This is a genomic window from Pseudomonas sp. PvP028 (assembly GCF_017832255.1).
Lineage (GTDB): Bacteria > Pseudomonadota > Gammaproteobacteria > Pseudomonadales > Pseudomonadaceae > Aquipseudomonas > Aquipseudomonas syringae.
The window spans coordinates 5,444,936-5,464,129 of sequence record NZ_JAFIBL010000001.1 but is presented as its reverse complement, the minus strand read 5'-3'; the positions used below and the strand labels follow the sequence as shown (position 1 = coordinate 5,464,129).

The 19,194-nt window shown below is 57.8% G+C and carries 4 protein-coding genes; 3 read left to right on the top strand and 1 reads right to left on the bottom strand.

Translation table 11 applies throughout. The annotated features are described in order from the left end of the window. Positions 1–318 precede the first annotated feature (318 nt). A complete protein-coding gene (locus tag JOE34_RS23170) occupies positions 319–1,032 on the top strand; it encodes a LuxR C-terminal-related transcriptional regulator (RefSeq protein WP_003318609.1) in 714 nt (237 codons plus the stop codon). 151 nt (positions 1,033–1,183) lie between these two features. Here the strand turns inward: JOE34_RS23170 and gntB are convergent, their stop codons facing one another. Next, on the bottom strand, positions 1,184–2,236 hold the full coding sequence (gene gntB, locus JOE34_RS23165) for a guanitoxin biosynthesis L-arginine gamma (S) hydroxylase (protein WP_004418555.1): 1,053 nt from the start codon (positions 2,234–2,236) through the stop codon (positions 1,184–1,186). A 323-nt stretch (positions 2,237–2,559) separates the two neighbouring features. On the opposite strand from gntB, the gene JOE34_RS23160 reads away from it, so the two are divergent. Then, positions 2,560–6,426 carry a non-ribosomal peptide synthetase gene (locus JOE34_RS23160; protein WP_024664717.1) on the top strand — a complete coding sequence of 1,289 codons (3,867 nt, stop codon included), beginning with the start codon at positions 2,560–2,562 and terminating at the stop codon, positions 6,424–6,426. A 117-nt stretch (positions 6,427–6,543) separates the two neighbouring features. Continuing rightward, positions 6,544–19,104 carry a hybrid non-ribosomal peptide synthetase/type I polyketide synthase gene (locus tag JOE34_RS23155; protein WP_057445237.1) on the top strand — a complete coding sequence of 4,187 codons (12,561 nt, stop codon included), beginning with the start codon at positions 6,544–6,546 and terminating at the stop codon, positions 19,102–19,104. The last annotated feature ends 90 nt before the right edge of the window (positions 19,105–19,194 follow it).

Here is a 19,194-nt window from a genome sequence, read left to right as displayed (position 1 = left end):
TGTAAAAGGGGGACAACGGGGTGAAAAAAAGGGCGAAAAATAGAGTTTTTAGGGTGATAGAGTTAAGGTTTTTATGAGACGCCTATCAGAAATATCAGGCTATTGTTCTGTCGGGCGGGGCTGTTAGTTTGCGGCTTAATAAGATGCCGTAAGAAATACTATGATCGCGCAAAGCGAGTGTCAGTGTGCGGGCAATAGGCCGGTATTTAAAGTCTGAGAGTTACTTAAGTTGCGTGAAGGGTGGTGCATAGTTATCATAATTTGCATGGGCTTCTCACGTGAGAGTTAGCCATTTCAAGTAGTTCATGGAGTAGAATGATGGCACTTTCATTGCGCGGTGATACGTTTGGCCATGAAAAAAGCACCGGCAGACAAAAGCTGGAATGGGAGTTCGAACAGAGTGCAAGTGAGCGGGGTGTTCATCAGTATACCTATTTTTTTTATCATCACGCGCCAGCGTTACAGCAACATGGCTTTGTTCTGGTCAGCGGTCCGGAGGCAGGGAAAAATAATAGTCATTGCGCAGAGCGGCAGGACGTCGCGGATGCGATTTGGGACGTTGCCTGCTCTGAGCCACTATTTACCGGTTTACTGAACAGGCCGGCATCATCAAATGACCGCGGCGAAATGATCGACGCCGGTACCACCTCTGACGGGATGAGGGCGTTCTACCTCGGCGAAGAGAAGGCATTCAGTTTACTGCGGTTTGCAAATAAAGAAACCGGAACAGGAAGTACGCAAGGCGAGTACAGTCTTGCGGCAGAGGTGAAGTCGCTGGTTCGTGAGTTTCATCATAAGTTGACGGGCCTGGTCATGGGCGTCAATGAGTCGGACGAAAACTTCACTATTACGGACCGTGAAAAGGAGGTGTACATATGGACAGCCATCGGCAAGACCTGTAATGAAATTGCCGTCATTCTAAATATATCCAAAAGAACGGTAGATTTTCATATTTCCAATGTCATCTCGAAGTTGGGTGTCAGAACCAAACTCCAGGCCTGCATACAACTGACCAAGATGGGGATTTTGTAAGGGGTTTTTGGAACCCATGACGACTGGGTTGAGTGGCGGGCGCCAAGGCAGTCAACGCGTTGAGTGAGCCTGGGTTCTTCTTGTGCGATTCCGACACAGCGCTAGGCCGATCGGAATGCTCATTGACCCCATCTGGATGCCCGCGCGATGGCTATCGGTCATCGCCATTCGTGGTCTGCGTACCTTCGCGTGCCGACTGTTCGCACAGTGTCTGCGGTGCGGTGCCGTACGGCGAATGACGTCTGTTTTGCAGGCGATAAATACTCAGTATCTGGCGCATGACCGATTGCGTATCGCGACGACCCGAGATGATGCCACCCTTGGCCAGATTGGCTTCGGCATAGTCAGGGTCTTGCAGGAGAATGGAGTGTGCCTTGTGCAGGTTCCAGTAGGGGATGCCTGCGAACAGGTGATGGGTCAGGTGCAGGTTGTCCCCGTGCATGCCGATAAACAGCCTCTCCCACCAGGAGGGAAAACGGTTGCGGGTGATCCGCAAGGCCTCCTGCTCCCTGCCGAATAATCCAAAATGTTCAGAAACTTCCGACAGCCAGCCGATGACCTGAAAGGCCGTCAGATAAGGAACGAGCCAGAACATCAGGTAACCGTACACGCCCGTGGTGGCATAGAAAAGCGAGAATAAAACAGCGTGTACCGCGATCAGTGTCAGGGCTTTGCGAGGGGATTTCAACAGTGCGCCCAACCGATGAATGACGAGGTAGCGCAGGTAGCTGAATATATTCAGAAACAGCACGGTTCTAAGCAGGTGGTTGAACATGAAGTCGAATCGATCTTCGGTCGCCTGCAGCCCGGATTCAATATAGTAACGATAGTCCGGGTCCTTGTCGGCGTCACCGAGATGATGGTGATGCATGTGCACATGCGAATGTCGATAAGCCTCGTAATCCTGAAAGATGGGTAATCCGGTCAGGTAGTGGCCAATGGCATAACTGAGGCGGCGGCTTTGGGTCAGGGTTAAATGGGCTGCTTCATGAACGAGAGAGGCTAGGGCGCGTTGCCGTGAACCGATAATCAGCACACTGAGGGGGTAAGCATACAATGACCATTGGGTGAGTGCGACAGCGCAAACAATGACAAGAACATCCCCCGACCAACCCAATAGCCATCGCCAGTTATTCTTTTTATAAAGACACGTCAGTTCAAGTTTTAGTGCATTTTTACAGTGAAATCTTTGGACGGTCTGCATCGTTTACCTCGACAGGTTGTGCTCTGCAATGCGTTGGTAATTAGGGCGTTATATAGACTAGAGAGGGTCGGGGAGCAGCGTAAGCTGATATTTTTTACAGGTAGACAGTTCGCAGTGGCGTGTGGTCTTTTTAAAGAAGTCAATCACCGCTAACAAAAACGGATACACCGGTTTTTTTACGAGGTTGATGTCACCTGATCAATATGTTATCTGAGGCCGTCATGAACAGTTTTGAGAAAGATAATACCGCACCGTCACGCTCTCAAGATCTCGCTATGCGGGCCGGCGCACAGCATATAACCGGTACCGAAGGGCCACTCTCCATGTCTCAGGAACAGGCCTGGTTTCTTGAGACGTTAGTACCAGAGAGTATTGCTTATAACTTTCAGGCCATGCTGAACATTCGCGGCAACCTTGATATCAAAGTGCTTGAACGTGCGCTGAGCAGGGTGGTTGAACGCCATCAGTCACTGTCCACTGTTTTTGATGAGGTTGACGGAGAACCGCGGCAAACTATCCAGGACGCCTGGTCCGTGAATATTCCGATCGTTGACCTGTCTGCCAGCAGTGAAGCGGTACGGCAGACCTACATGAATTCTATTGTGAAAGCTGAAATTGCCCAGAAGATCGAAGTGGCGAAGCTTCCGCTGATTCGCTGGGTACTGTTCAAATTCAGCGATCAATTCCACGTATTGCTGCATATCGAACACCACCTCATTCATGACGGCTGGTCATTCCGGCTGTTTCTCAAAGAGCTGAATCATTTTTACAATGAAGAAAAGGGCCGCGTGAATCAGGAGCCCCTTGAGCCGGTGATCCAGTTTATCGATTACTGCCAATGGGAGCGCGACTGGCTGGATTCTGCTGAAGGCCGTCAAGGCCGAGACTTCTGGTACGGACGTCTTGAAACCTGGCCGGCCTACACGCATTCGCCGTTTCCGGCAGAGAAGGACGCGCAAGCCGCATTAGATTTTGTCGGAAGTTCGGTGTCGGTGCCGCTGCCGGGTAAGTTGATCAGCGCACTGCAGGCGTATGGGTCGGAAAATAAATCCACCCTGTTCGAGACCATGTTTTCGCTGTTTGCCTGCGTGGTAGCGGCGCGTTCGGGTCAGACGCAACAGCTAATAGGCACCGCCGTCGCCAACCGTGACTTGCCGGGCATCGAAAACACCATCGGTATGCTGGTCAACATGTTGCCGCTGCGCATCGACATTGATGCGAATACGTCCTGGGCGCCTCTACTGGCAGCCGTGAAAGAAGAAATCCGCACGGCTTGCCTGCAGTCGCATGTGCCGTTTTCAACAATGGTTGCCGATCTGAGTCCGGATCGTGTCACTCAGCAATTGCCGTACATCCAGGTTGCTTTCAGCTTTCATAACTCCATGTCCCGTACCCTGGACTTCGCGGACATTGATGTCGAGGTGGTTGAAGGGCTGGCAAACGGTTCTGCGAAATTCGACCTCAACGTCATTTGCGTTTTCGATGACGAAGTGAACCCGGCCGCTGGCGGTCGCTTCATGCTTGAGTACTCCACCGCTGTCGCCAAAGAAGCAGATGTCAGAGCGCTGATGGCCGATTTTCTTCACCTGGCTGGCGCCTGGCTCGAGCAACCTGCAGAAAGTCTCGCCAATGTACGCAAGGCTGCTGTTCTTGCCGCGCCGTCAGGCAGTTCTTCTGTCAATCCCGGTGTGGAATTCTGGAAACAATCACTCGACCTCGAAGCTTCGGGGCTTCTGCCTGACCATGCGCTTAATCGCGCAGTCAGCGGGCCGCTTGCGCGTCATGAAATCCCTCTTTCGGATGAAAGCCTTGCGCGCCTGTTTCAAGCGTGTGAGCAGCGCAACATTGAACCTGAAGCAGCGCTTTTTTCTCTCTATGCCGTGACCATGGCACGTTATGGCGGGCATCAAACCGTCGTGGCCGGTCTGGGTACTGCTGCCGATGGACAGCGTCTGGCCACACCGTTGCCACTCAAGTTGACGCTCGCTGCGCATGACACGTTTGCCGATGTCTTCCTGCGCGCACAACAGCACTGCGAGCAGGCTCGTCACTGGCACGCATCTTCTGCCCAAGGTCTGGAACAAGCGCTTGATGACAGTGTTGCGGCGTCGGGAAGAGCGCCGCAGTCATTGATACAGTCGGTATTCTGCGACGGCGTTTCCGCGTGTGCCGAGCAGGGAGGTGAATCGGGCAGTCTGCACCCGCCCATCGAATTCGTCCTGGACCGTTCCAGCACAAAGGCCTCGTTGTCACTCGCCTATGCCGCTGATCTGTTCGCTCAGGAAACAGCGACTTCAATGGCCGGGCATTACGTCCATTTGCTGGAAAAAGCCAGCGAATCACTGGACCAAACGCTGGCGCAAAGCCTATCGGCCCAGCACCAGGCTGCCATTCAGACACAGTGTGAAGGGCTTGACTCGAGCTATCCTGAAACGTCCCTGCACGCCATCGTCGAGGCCTTTGCGGCCACACAGCCCGAGGCCATCGCTGTAAGGTGCGGCGATGCAGTGCTGACGTACGCTCAGCTCAATGAATCCGCCGACAAAGTTGCCGATACATTGCTTCGCAAGGGCGTGCAGCCGGGTGACGTCGTGGGCATCTGCATGATGCGCTCCGAATTGCTGGTTGCGGCGCTATTGGGCGTGCTCAAGGCCGGTGCGTGCTACCTCTCGATCGACTGTGCATTGCCTGCAGAGCGTCGTAATTGGCTTCTGGAGGAGGCGGACGTCAAGTGGGCACTGATCGATGAGAGTGCTCCGGCTTTACGTGATGCAACCTCAACACTGTTGATAGGGCAGTTGCTGAATGAGCAGGACGACCCACGCGTGTCGCCCCTGGCCAAGCCTGTCATCAGCGCGGATGCTCACTGCTACTACATGTTTACATCGGGTTCCACGGGCACTCCGAAGGCCACGGCCAGTACCCACCGCGCGGTGGTGAGTCTGGTCAAGGGTACGGACTATATCGATATCAAGAGTGACGACCGCTTCCTGTTTTTCGCGCCCCTCGCGTTCGATGCGTCGACTTTTGAAATCTGGGGCGCCTTGCTGAACGGCGCGCAGTTGGTGGTTCAGCCTGGCGAAGCCGGCGGACTGGATGACCTGGCACACACACTGGAAAATCAGCAGGTCAGTGTGCTCTGGCTGACGTCCGCCTTGTTCCAGGAGATGGTCGATCAATATCCTCAGGCGATGGCTGGCGTCAGGCACGTACTGACCGGCGGTGACGTTGTTTCGCCGCAAAGCATGCGCAGTTTGCTGGCACGCTCCACCGGGACGCTTACCATCTGTTACGGCCCGACTGAAGGCACGGTCTTTACCACGGCCTACAGCATGGACAAGGTCGAACAAGTGACTGACAAGCCCCTGATCGGATGGCCGATTGCACAGGCCGATGCCTACATCGTGGATATTTTCGGGCAGCTTGCCGAGCCCGGTGTTCCTGGAGAGTTATTCATCGGCGGCACAGGGATCACCGGTGCCTACCTCAAGCGTCCGGAACTGAGCCGGGAGCGGTTTGTGACGCTGGAGCGGTTCCCCGGCAAAACACTCTTCCGCACCGGTGATCTGGCGCGCTGGACCCCCAGCCGCGGCATCGAGTTCCTTGGACGCAGTGACAGTCAGATAAAGATCCGTGGCTTGCGCATAGAACCGGGTGAGGTCGAGCAGGCGATACGTCAATTGCCGGGCGTCACAGCGTGCTCACTGATTCTGCGCACATTGAACCTGGACAAACAGCTGGTCGCCTTCGTCAGTCTGGACGGAAGTGTTGCACTGGATGAGCAACAGATTCGTGTGGCGTTGAGAGAGTGCCTGCCCGACTACATGGTGCCTGCCGAAGTGCATGTGATCGAGCAACTGCCGGTCAATGCGAGCGGCAAGGTCGACAAGCGTGCCTTGCTTGAACTGGCGACTCAAAACGGCCGTGCAAGGGTTACCAGCGAGCGACCGTCGACGGCCCTGGAAAAATCCATTGCCGAGGTGTGGGCGCACATCCTCAACGTACCGGACGTGGGTAGAAATGAAGACTTCTTCTCCATCGGCGGGCACTCGTTGGCCGGTATGCGGATCATGTCGAGGCTGAGCAAGCAATTTGGCACTCGTCTGTCGCTGAACCTGCTCTTCGAGTATCCCAGCGTCGAGACGCTTGCAGGTGCTATCGAACGCGCGGCCGAGCCGTTGACGGCCTGACCGTTTTTCAGGCGCGTGGTGGGTAGCAACAGCACCCCCACGCGCTTTCTCACCTCTCAGCCTCCCAATTTACCCTTCCTCGCAGCGACATCGGTCGCTGTCGAGGTGGAGATGGTCATGTCTCAAAAAAAGCCGGTCACTTCAACCACCGAGTCCGCTGTCAGGATGCCGACCCCGGCAGCCGGGGGTTTCCTGAATTTATCGCCTGCGCAAAAAAGCCTCTGGTTCATGCACCAGATGGAAGATGCCAGCGCCACTTACAATGTGCCTTTTGCACTGCGTATTGACGGGGCGCTGGATTGCGCGGCCCTCGAGCGAGCAGTGGACAGCGTTTATCAGCGCCAGAGCGCACTGCGCTATCGTTTTCCCTGTATTGATGGGCAGCCGGTCATTCGCCTTGTGGATGAGCAACTGCTGATTCGCAAGGTTGACCTGCGAGCCGAACCGGACAGCGAAGCCGCGCTGAAAGCGTTCGAGCAAAGCGAAGCGCGTTATGTTTTCGATCTTGAGCATGAAGCGCTTCTGCGCGTGACGTTGCTGCACTGTGCGACCGACGAGCATGTTCTGCTGATCAACGTTCATCACATCGTTTTCGACGGTTGGTCGATGCAGATTTTCCTCTCCGAAGTGGCCTCAGCCTATTCGGCGCTGGTGCGGGGCAGCGAGGTAAACGCGGAGCCGTTGAATTTCGACTTTGGCGATTATTTGAGTCAGAGCCCATCGAACGCTGAACGGGCTCCCGATATCGCTCACTGGCAGCAGCGATTGGCCGGCGCGCCGCCGGTACTGCCATTACCGCTGGATAACAAGCGTCCGGCCATTCAGCGTTACGCAGGTCAGCGTTGTCATTTTCAAGTGCCTGCAGCCGTCTCGGACGCGCTGAAAAACCTGGCAAAGGAGTGTCGCGTCACGCCCTATATGGTAGGGCTTGCGGCCTTTTCCGTGCTGCTGTATCGCTATACGCAAGAGTCGGATCTGGTCATCGGGTCGCCGATGTCGAATCGGCAATCCGATGACCTGGAAGGCGTGATCGGTTTCTTCGTCAATACGCTGCCAAACCGGATCGATGCATCGGGTTCTCCCTCTTTCGTCGAATTGCTCAAAAGAGTTCGTGCCTCGGTACTCGATACGTTCGAGCATGCCCATGTGCCCTTCGATCAGATTGTCGAGGCCATTCAGCCCCCGCGTTCCCTGAGCCATGCGCCGGTGTTTCAGGTGCTGTTCGATATGGCCAACGAAGATTTTTCGGTCGAGCTGGAAAACCTGCGCACTCGTGTTTATACGCTCGACTCCTGTACCGCCAAATATGACCTGAGTCTTACCCTGGCACTGACTGCGCGCGGCATGAGCGGCGCAATCGAGTATGACACCGCATTGCTGGATGAGCGCGCAGTGCAGGGGATGATCGATAGCCTGCTGATTATTATGGAGCAGGTGTCACGCAACCCGGACGGGGCTATTGACGATTTTTCGCTATTGTCGTGCGAAGCTGTGGAGCAGGCGTTGCGCCTGGCCAATCATCAGCCAGCAGCGCCGCAAGCGCCCTTTGCACCTTTTCATCAATGGTTCAAACGCAGTGCCGCGCAATGGGGCGAGGCGGATGCGCTGGTCTATGAAAACCGTCGTTACAGCTATGCGCAACTGGATGCAGAGGCCCGGGTCCTGGCGGGTCACCTGCATGCTGCCGGCGTTCGGCATGGTGACCGGGTCGCAGTGGTGCAGCGCTATGGGCCAGAGGTCATCGTCGCGTTACTGGCGGTGCATCAGGTCGGGGGCATTTATGTGCCGCTGGCGATTGACGATGCCCGTCATGCTGATCTGCTCAAGGACATCGAGCCCAGACTGGTGCTCACACTGAGCGCCTATCAGGAGCAACTGAGGGGTTATCCATGCCTTCTGCAGGATGATTTGCCGCAGGCCACCGGCACACTGCACGAGAACGAATTCGAGGGGCGCAACACACAGCCGGAGGACATCGCCTACATTATTTTTACCTCCGGTTCTACCGGGCGTCCCAAGGGCGTCAGTGTCTCCCACGGCAGTTGGGTAAGTCTGCTCCAGGCGCTGGAGCAGACTTACGGTCAGACCGAGCCAGGTGTCACCGGCATTTTGCAGATGGCCAATTTCACGTTTGACGTATTCATGAGCGATGTGGTCCGCGCGCTGGCGGTTGGCGCACGGTTGATAATGTGCCCGCGGCAGAGTCTGGCTGACCCTGAACAACTCTATGAGCTGATCACGGCTGAACGGGTGACGTTGCTCGAGTTCGTGCCGGCGGTCCTGCGGCAGATGATACGTTACCTGGAAGAGACGGGACGGCGTCTGGATACCCTGCGTACGCTGACCTGTGGCGCGGATGTCTGGTTCGTCCACGAGTATCGGAAAATGCAGACGCTGTGTGGACCGCAGACCAGGGTTGTCAGTGTTTACGGAGTCACCGAGGCAACTTGCGAAAGCGCTACGTTCGAGCCCGACGCGGGGTGGTATGACCCTGAGCGCAGCTTGCCAATTGGCGGTCCGCTGCCTAACACGTCCCTGTACCTGGTCGACGCAACGCTGAATCTGGTGCCGCGCACTGTCCCCGGTGAATTGTTGATTGGTGGCGGTGCAGTGGCGTCCGGTTACATGAATCGCCCTGAATTGAACGAGAAGAGCTTCCTGACAGGTTCGTTCTCGGCCAGCGGACGGTTTTTACCTGGCGTCGGCGAGCAGCGGTTCTATCGTACCGGTGATCTGTGTCGGCACATGCGCGACGGCACCATCGAGTTTCTTGGACGCAGTGACAACCAAGTCAAAATTCGCGGCTTCCGCATTGAGCTGGGGGAAGTCGAGAGCGTACTTGCCGACCATCCGGATGTGAATGAATGCGCGGTGGTCACCCGCCAGTCACCAGGCGCTGAGGCCGAGCTGATCGGTTATGTGCAAACCCGTGCTACAGCGCAACAACTCAATGCCTACCTTGGCGAGCGCCTGCCAGGCCATATGGTGCCGCGCCTGTTGGTGGTATTGGCGGCACTGCCCCTGACCGCAAACGGAAAGATCGATCGCAAGAGCCTGCCGGAGCCCGACTGGACGCAGGACTCACGCGCTTATGCCGCACCGCGTAACAGTCTGGAAGAGCAACTTGTCGAAGACTGGCAAGGTCTGCTCAACATTCCGCGTATCGGCATTGACGATAACTTTTTCGAGAGTGGCGGGCATTCTCTGTTGGTCACCCAAGTCATCGCGCAGATTAAAAAACGCTTTGGCGTGGCGCTCAGCATTGCAAACCTGTTCGAAGGGCCCACCGTCGCCCAGGTCGCCGAAAAGATCATGCTGAGTATGATCCAGATCTCCCAAGGGGCCAGTGTCGCTTCCAGACCGGCCGCGATCGGTCGCAGCAGCGGTATCGAGCGTCAACGTCTGTCGTTTGCCCAACGCCGACTATGGTTGACCCAGCACAGTGAGCCGGGCACTGCCTACAACATGCCGGAAATATGCCGGCTGACCGGCCAACTGGATATTCCTGCGCTGGAAGGTGCGTTGAATCTGCTGCTTGAGCGCCACGAAGTCTTGCGCACGCATTTCACCCGAGAGCTTGAAACGTTTGTAGACGCTCGGGGCGTCACGCAGAAAGAGCCGTTGGTCGTGACAAGCCACGCAGACACCGCGCGTGTACCGTTCAGGCAGCAAACCATCGCTCGCGAAGCGCTCACGGCTGCGCTGGAGCGGGAGGTGCACACGCCGTTCGTGCTGGACCAGGAACTGCCGATACGCGCGTTGCTTCTGCAGACGGCGTCGGATGAGTACGTTCTGTGCCTGACGCTGCATCACATTGCCTACGATGGCTGGTCGAGCGCCTTGCTTCGTCAGGAGCTGGCAGTGTTTTATCGGCACTTGACGCAAGGTGAACGCCTCACACTGAGCGCACTGGAGGCTCAGTATCAGGACTATGCTGCCTGGCAACGAAATCAACTCGAAACCGGGGCCTTCGCGACTCAACTCGACGCCTGGAAGTCATCGCTGCAGGACTTGCCGCCGCCTCTGGTACTGCCTGTACGTTCCAGTCCGCGAGAAGGAAATCCGTTGGCTGGCGACTACGTTGCGCTGACTCTTCCTGCCGACTGCTCGGCAAGGCTCGATCAGCTTTGCCTGCGTCTGCAATGCACGCCGGCCATGATCATGCATGCCGCGTTCGCGCTGCTATTGCATCGCTACACCGGGCAGGACGACATTCTGATCGGCATGCCCTTCTCGGGAAGGGACCATGATGAAAGTGCGAACCTGATCGGGTTTTTCGTTAACCTGCTTCCGTTACGGCTGCGTTTGCGAGGCCCTCTGCGTGTGGCGCAGGTTATCGAGCAGAGTCGTCAGGCCCTGCTTGCCGCCGAGGCAAATCATTCGGTGCCAATCGATTACCTGGCGCAAGTGCTCAACCCGCAGCGGCTGCCGGGCAAGCATCCTTTTTTCCAGGCAGGCCTGGTGGTGCAGAGCACGACGGCTGTGCCGCTTGCCTTGCCGCACGTGAAATCGGAAGAAATCTCCCTGGCCTCCTCTGAGGTGAAGCTGGACCTTATGCTGGAGTTGCGCGCTGTCAAAGGCGAAGGGGTGAGTGGGGTATTCAAATATCGCACGTCGCTGTTCGAGCGCTCCGTTATCTCGGGAATGGCAGGACATTTTCAGTGTCTGCTGGAAAATATGCTGGCTAATGACGAGCAGACCGTCGCTCAGGTGAAGATGCTGTCTGCAGCTGAACACCAGAGGCTGATTAGCCAGTACAACGATACTGCACGCGACTTTGGCGATGGCGATGTCGTCAGCCGTTTCGAACAGCGTGTACGTCAGACTCCGCAGGCTATTGCCCTTCAGTTGCAGCAACGCTGTTGGACATATGCCGAGCTGGACCGATTAGCTAACGGCATCGCTCACGCGTTGATAAAGAAGGGTGTGCAAGCCGGTGAGCACATCGGCCTGTTCACTGGACGGCATCCCTATCTGGTGGCAGGCATGCTTGGGATCCTCAAGGCGCGCTGTGCCTTTGTCCCCTTGAATCCGCAGGATTCGATGGAAGGTGCGCTGGGCTACATGATCAAAGACGCAGCATTGCACCGCGTGGTGGGTCATCGAGGATTGGCACACGAGCTTGCCGCTCTGGGGCTGGACACGTTACTGGTCGACGACTTCGAAGGTGCCCAGGGCGAATGGTCTGCTCCGGCCTGCCAGCGTGAGCTTCAGGATCTGGCCTATATTCTTTACACCTCTGGCTCGACCGGGCAGCCCAAGGGGGTGATGGTTTCGCAGCGCAATATCGATAACACCGCGAATGCATTTGCGCGAACACTGGAACTGACTGGTCAGTCGCGCCAGCTGCAGTACTTTTCGCCAGTCTTCGACGGGGTTTGTGGCGAGGTGTTTCCGGTGCTGATCAGCGGCGCCACACTGGTATTTGCAGCGTCTGAACAGCTGCTTCCGGGGCCGGACCTGGTGACGCTTCTGCGCGAGCAACATATTACTCATCTGCAGATCACGCCGACGGCCCTGCGCTTGCTCCCCCATGCCGAACTTGCCGAGCTGAAAGTCATCATCAGCGCCGGTGAAGCCTGTCCGGCCAACGTCGCCCAGACGTGGGCAGCGGGCAGACGCTTCCTCAATGGTTACGGTCCGACCGAAACGACGGTGTATGCATCTGCCCGGGATTACTGGGATGAACGAGGTGCCTTGGTATTGCGGCCTCTGGACAACGTCAGAATGTACGTCCTGGACCCGTATCTGAACCCTCTTCCCTGCGGTGTACCCGGCGAGCTTTACATTGGCGGAAGCGGGGTGGCACAGGGTTATCTGAATCTGGATGAGCGCACCGAGCACGTGTTTCTTCCCGACCCATACGGCGTTTTGCCCGAGGCGCGTCTGTACCGCACCGGCGACTTTGTCGTGCGTCAATTCAATGGAAGCCTGAGCTATGTCGGGCGTATTGATAATCAGGTCAAGGTTCGCGGTTTTCGCATTGAGCTGGGCGATGTCGAAACGCGTTTGAACGCGATAGCCGGGCTGGAGCAGGCGGTCGTGGTCGTCAAACAGGATGACCAGTGCAACAAGGTTCTGGTGGGGTATTACATCGGCAAGCCGAGCGTTGCGCAGGTACGTGCAGAACTGGCCAAGGTGCTGCCAGCGCACATGGTGCCGGAGCGTCTTATCTGCTTGCCCGAGCTGCCGCTTAGCCGTACTGGCAAAGTCGATCGCAAGTCGCTCGAAAATCGCGTTGATCAGCGCGCTCAGGAAGGTACTGCAGTCGGGACGACGGCGACCCTTCCTGCCGCGGTCAGGCCTGCTGGAAAACGCCTGCACAACACGGTCAGAAAGATCTGGCAGGAAGTGCTCGATTGCCAGGAAATCGATTCGGACGATAACTTTTTCGATCTCGGTGGCCACTCGTTACGCATTGTCGAGACGCAAAAACGGTTGAGCGAGCTTTTGCAGGCGCCCGTGGCCATGACAGACCTTTTCGAATACCCGACGCTGCGTGGTCTGGTCGCTCATCTGGAACGCTTGCATGGGCCTTTGCCGGAGGTTCGCCAAGCCAGCGAGGCATCACCTGTCATTGATCCTGGGAACCGCACGCTGGCGGTGGTCGGCATGGCCGGGCGCTTTCCGGGCGCCGCTGACCTGAGCGAGTTCTGGCAGAACCTCACCGAGGGGGTGGAGTCGACTCTTTACTTCAGTGATGAAGTCATGCTCGCGCATGGCGTAAGCCCTGATCTGCTGGAGCGTGACGATTTCGTCAAGTGTGGCAATCGTCTTGAGGACGTCGACAAGTTCGACGCCGAGTTCTTCGGCTTCTCACCGCGGGAAGCACAGTTGATGGATCCTCAGCAGCGCATCTTCCTTCAATGCGCATGGGCCGCGATGGAAGCCGCCGGTTATGGCGGCGCTCTGAACGATTTGCGCGTGGGCGTATTTGCAAGCGCGAGCACCAGCCATTACCTGCTCGATCACGTTTACCCGAGGCGCCAGGAGCTGCAACTGGAGAACATCCAGTGGTTGTTGGGTAATGGCCGCGATTTCATGGCTTCGCGTGTGGCTTACAAACTCAATCTCGCGGGACCTGCGATTACCGTCGAAACGGCTTGCTCCTCGTCACTGGTAGCGGTCCAGATGGCCTGCGAAAGCTTGCTGCGTGGCGAGTCGGACATGGTGATCGTCGGCGGTGCTTCGGTCGAAGCTCAATACTACGGTTACCAGGCGGCACCGGGCAGCATCATTTCTGCCGATGGCCATTGCCGGCCTTTCGATGCCCAGGCCAGTGGCACTACTGGCGGCAGCGGTTGTGCAGTGTTGGTCCTCAAACTGGCTGACAGGGCAATCGAAGATCGCGACCATATTCATGCCTTGATCAAGGGCGGGGCGATCAATAATGATGGCTCCAGTAAAGTCAGTTACACCGCGCCCAGTGTTCATGGGCAGGCCCAAGTGGTGAGCGCTGCACTCGATGCAGCGAATATCAGCGCAGATTCCATTGGTTACGTCGAGGCGCATGGCACCGGCACTCGTCTGGGTGACCCGGTAGAGGTCCGTGCGTTGACGCAGGCCTATACCAGCGCTTTGCCACATGTCACGCCGGGCTTTTGTGCCCTTGGTTCATTGAAGAGCAACATCGGTCATCTTGATGCGGCCTCGGGCGTCGCCGGGCTGGTCAAGGCCATACTTGCCGTGCAACACGACGTCCTGCCTGCAAGCCTGAACTTCACGCGGGCCAATCCCGAAATCGATTTCAGCGACAGCCCGTTTTATGTCAACACGACCTCCAGACCATGGCCGGCAGCGGCCTCGCCACGTCGGGCAGGCGTCAGCTCCTTCGGCATCGGCGGGACCAATGCGCACGTCATTGTCGAGGAACCTCCTCGGCCGTCGGTACGCCCGCATGACGATAGCGAACGCTGGTACATACTGCCGTTCTCCGCACGCTCCGCTGCAGCGCTGGATCATCAGCGTCGGCAACTGATCACCTGCCTGCAGAATCCCGCAGCCGACCTACGCGATATCGCCTTCACGCTGGGAGAGGGTCGCACGCGATTTGCCTTCAGGGATAGCGTCGTCAGCCAGAGTATTGCCGGAGCCTTGCACGCGCTGCAGGCGCCTTCGTCCACAGCGCTAATGGAACGCAGACAGGATCGTCCGATCGTGTTCATGTTTTCCGGGCAGGGCAGCCAGTACACGGGCATGTTCAAGGGCCTCTACGACAGTGAGGCGGTATTTCGGCAGACAGTTGACCGCTGTGCAGTCATATTGCAGCGCTATGGCGTCGACATCCTGGCCTGTCTGTACCCGCCAGCGGGTGGCGAAACAGGCGACACCCTGAGCCGGACCGAGGTCGCGCAGCCGGCACTTTTTGTGGTCGAGTACGCGTGCGCCCTGTTGTTGCAAGGCCGCGGTATCCAACCGCAGGCGCTCATAGGCCATAGCCTTGGTGAGCTGGTGGCTGCCTGTTTTGCGGGTGTCTACAGTCTTGAGGACAGCTTGAAGCTGGTTGTCGAACGGGGCCGCCTGATGCAACGTCAAGCGCCCGGTGCAATGCTTGCCGTTGGCCTCTCGGAAGCAGACTGCACGCGTTTTCTGGGGCACGGCGTGGAGCTGGCTGCCGTCAATGGGCCGCTGCAATGTGTCCTGGCGGGTGATTTTGATGCCATTGCGCGGGTCGAGCGACAACTGGCCGATGAAGGGCTCGTGGGGCGTGTACTGGATACCTCGCACGCTTTTCATTCCCGCATGATGGCTCCTGCGGCGCACGCGTTGAAGGCAGTTGTTAACGGGTTCTCTGTTCAGCCCCCGACTATCGCGCTGGTGTCCAACCACAACGGTGGTTGGTTCTCGATCGATTCGAGCAGCCAGAGTGATTATTGGGCGTCTCATCTGCTGGATACCGTGCGCTTTTCTGACGGTATCGCGCTGCTTGCCGACGAACTGGAAGACCCGATTTTTCTCGAAGTCGGCCCTGGCCGTGCTCTTCAGAGTGCACTGAAATCCTATGCTGAGCCCTTGTGTGTGCTTGGTTGCACTCGGCATGCACGGGACAGCCGGTCGGACGAGGCGGCGTTGGCGGAAGGCATCGCGTCATTGTGGAGGCAGGGGGCACGTTTCGGTTGGGCGCAGGCCACAGGGTGTACAGACGGCGCACGCGTGCCGCTGCCGACCTATCCGTTCGCGCGGGACAGCCACTGGATCGAGGCTGCCGGGACGGCTTCTTCTGCGCAGCACGAGGCACCGTTGTTCCTGCACTGGCAGCGTATGCATGGTAATCGCCGGCAATTCCGGTTGAGCCTGTCGCCACAACTCTGGCTGGTGGACGAACATCGGGTCTTCGAAGGAAGGCCAGTGCTTTCCGGCACCGGATGCGTCGAACTGGTGCGCAATGCCTATGCGCGTATGGAAGGTATCGAGTCGATCGAGCTGAGTGATGTTTACTTCCCGACCCCTCTGGTTATGGAAGATGAGCAGGCCTCGCAACGCGTGCTGATTACATTCAAGGATCACGCCGAGAGCACTGAGTTTTTCCTCGAGTCGGTATCGGACGAGGGTAACAGTCCGCAGCAGCACACAATGCTGCACGCCCAAGGCTTCATCAAGCGCCACGACCGGGAGCGTTCCGTACCAACAGCGCTGATGCAGCTTCAGGCCGACCATGCCGACTGTCTTGCCGATGAAGTCGAACATGCGGCATTGAACACGCGTCTCGGCTTGTTCGGGCCTCGCTGGAAGTGCTTTCGTTCGATCTGGCTTAGTGAGGATGAGGGGTTGGCGCTCCTGGAGCTCGATCAGGCGTTTGCCGATGATGTTGAGCGCTTTGCGCTGCATCCGGCGTTGCTCGACATGGCGACCGGTTTTCTCTCGATCATGGAAAACCGCACCCGCAGATTGCCGTTCCATTACCAGCGCCTGACTATTCATGCACCACTGCGCTCCCGGCTTTACAGCCATGCACGGCGGGTCCGCAGTAATGTCTATGATGTGCAACTGTTCGAAGTCGACAACGACGGCGGAGTCGGGGCGCTGCTGGCCGAGGTCATCGGCTTCACTTTGCGCGAGGAGCGAGTTGCATCGGAGGCACAGCGCACTGAGCCCCTTGACTGGTGCCAGGCGCCTGCATGGCGCCCGGCATTGCCGCCAAGGAGCGACTCGCCATTACAAGGGCCCTGGCTGGTTGTGATGCGCGGCGTTGCAGCCGATAACAGCATGCTCTTCTCGCTGCCGCCGGACAGTGTCTGCATAGCAGATGCCGGTGATTCCGGCACTGCGGTCGCGATAATTGCTCGCGGCGATGCTCAGGCGTATGAGCAACTGTTCAATACACTGGCGGCGCAAGAGGCCTTGCCTAGTCAGATCATTTACATGGCTGGTGGGGCGCAACCGACGCAAGGCGAACACGCTGCGATTACGCTGTTTACCGATCTTATGTCGCTGGTACAGGCGTACATCCCTCATGCCGCAAACACCACAGTGTTGTCACTGGTGACCGAAGGTGCCTGCCAGGTGGATGACGATGAGCCGGTCAACAGCTGTGTAGCGACCTTGTCTGGCGTGGTTCGCACACTTACGTGGGAGCTGCCACAGATTCAGTGCCGTCATTTCGATCTGCCGCTGGCCAATGCGGCGGAGAACGAGACGCTGCTGCTTCAGGCACTCCAGCACATCGATCCAGACCAGGCATCCCCGCTTGCTTCGACCCTGGCGTTGCGCAAACAGACGTTCCATGAGCCTTGCCTGCGAGCGCTGCAAGTCTTGCAACCTCCGCAGCAGTTCGAGGAGGGCGGGACCTATGTGGTTACCGGTGGTCTGGGCGGCATGGGGCTTGCGCTGGCCAGTCATCTGGCTGCGAAGGTAAAAGCCGTCACGTTAGTCCTGATGTCCCGCTCTGCGACGGTCACGGATGAGGTCGGGCAAGCGCTGCAGGCGTTGGAACAGCAGGGTGCGCGGATTCAACACATGGCGGTCGATTGTGCTGATCGTGAGGTTTTCACCGCAGCGTTGCACCAGGTCAGACGTCAGCACGGGCGTATCTCTGGAGCCATACACGCCGCAGGCGTGCAAGCCAGCGGTCTCATCCAACTGAGCCAGGCGAATGCATGGGCCCAGGTCATGGGCAGCAAGGTAGTCGGCACCGATGTGCTGATAGAGGTTTTGCGCGAGGAACCTGTCGAGTTCATATTCCTGTGTTCTTCATTGGCGTCAGTGCTGGGTGGTCTGGGCCAGGCGGATTACGCCGCCGCCAACGCTTATCTGGATGCTCGCGCGCAGGCGTGTCGTCAGGAGGGCATGCCTGTGGTTTCGCTCAACTGGGATGCATGGGCGCAGGCAGGTATGCGTGTTGCCTATGACAGGGCGCACCCCGAGCAGGCGCCGATTGACGAAGTGCGCGGGCTGACCAACGCAGAAGGTTGCCAGTTGTTCGAGCTGGCCCTGGCGCAGAACACGGCCCAGATCGTCGTGAGCAAGGCGCAGGATCTGCAACAACTGATCAATCAACTGCAGCGCGGCGGCACGACATCGGCTGGCCGTGCAACAGCGCTGTTCGACTCTGGGGCCGAGCGTGTCGCGCCACGCAATGCTGTGGAACAGGAAGTCGCGCAGTTGTGGCAAGAGCTGCTAGGCGGTGATATGCCGGGTGTGCTGGATAACTTCTTCGATCTGGGCGGACACTCGCTGTTGGGCTCCCAGCTGATTTCGCGAATTCGTTCGCGCTTTCAGCAGTGCCTGACGTTGGCCGAGTTCCTCGATGAGCCGACCATCGAGCGAATCGCTCGCTCGTTGGGCAGTGGCGCCGACGATACGCCCGTCGATGCCGATGAAGCCGCCGTCCGCTACTGTCTGGTGCCGGTGCAGCGAAACGGCGAGGGGAGACCATTCTTCTGTCTGCCGGGCATGGGGGGCAACGTCAATCAAGTGCTTGGGTTGGCCAAGGCCATGGGTATGCAGCGGCCTTTCTACGGTCTGCAATGCCTTGGGCTCGATGGCAAGACTGAGCCTCACTTCAGCGTCGAGGAGATGGCCGAACACTATATTCGCTGCATGAAGTCGGTTCAGGCGCACGGGCCGTATCTGCTGGGTGGTCATTCACTTGGCGGAAAAGTAGCTTATGAAATCGCCAGACGTCTTGAAGCGCGTGGCGACCAGGTGGGCCTGCTGGCGCTGTTCGACTCGGCGGCACCTCCGTATACGCAAATGCAGGTGCCCACTGATGCTCAGGTACTGGGTTCGTTGCTGAGTATCTTCGGGCATTACTTCGACAAGCCGATCAAGCTTGGCCGCGAGGAGTTGCTGGCGCTCGAGCATCTGGATGATGAGGAAAAGATCCGCTACCTGAAAGACACGCTGGAACGTCACGGGTTGCTGGATGCACGTGGCGATGAGGGAAGCATCCGGGGGCTGTTCAACGTGTACAAGGCTGCTGCCGCCTTCGGTATGCGCTATGACCCGCCCAAAGTTGCGCTTGATGCCTCGCTGGTGCTGTTTCGTGCGGTCGACTCGATGCCCTCCGGCATCAACCTGCCCGAGATCCGCGACACGGATGCCTGGGGCTGGGAGTCGTTCAGTGCGGCGAAGGTAAGAACGGTCGATGTCTCGGGAGACCACTTTACTTGCCTGTCCGTCCACGCCCAGCAAATTGCCGATGTATTGATCGAGCAACTTGCCGAGTGTGATCGATAACCCGTTCTTTGCCGAACATGGCGAGCGGGCTCACCGCCTGCTCGCCTACATTAATCAGTCTGAGGTCTACATATGCCTGGAGGTTACTCA

Coding starts and splice junctions, on each gene's coding strand:
- JOE34_RS23155 (WP_057445237.1), top strand. CDS start 6,544: ATGTCTCAAAAAAAGCCGGTCACTTCAACCACCGAGTCCGCTGTCAGG.
- JOE34_RS23160 (WP_024664717.1), top strand. CDS start 2,560: ATGTCTCAGGAACAGGCCTGGTTTCTTGAGACGTTAGTACCAGAGAGT.
- gntB (WP_004418555.1), bottom strand. CDS start 2,236: ATGCAGACCGTCCAAAGATTTCACTGTAAAAATGCACTAAAACTTGAA.
- JOE34_RS23170 (WP_003318609.1), top strand. CDS start 319: ATGGCACTTTCATTGCGCGGTGATACGTTTGGCCATGAAAAAAGCACC.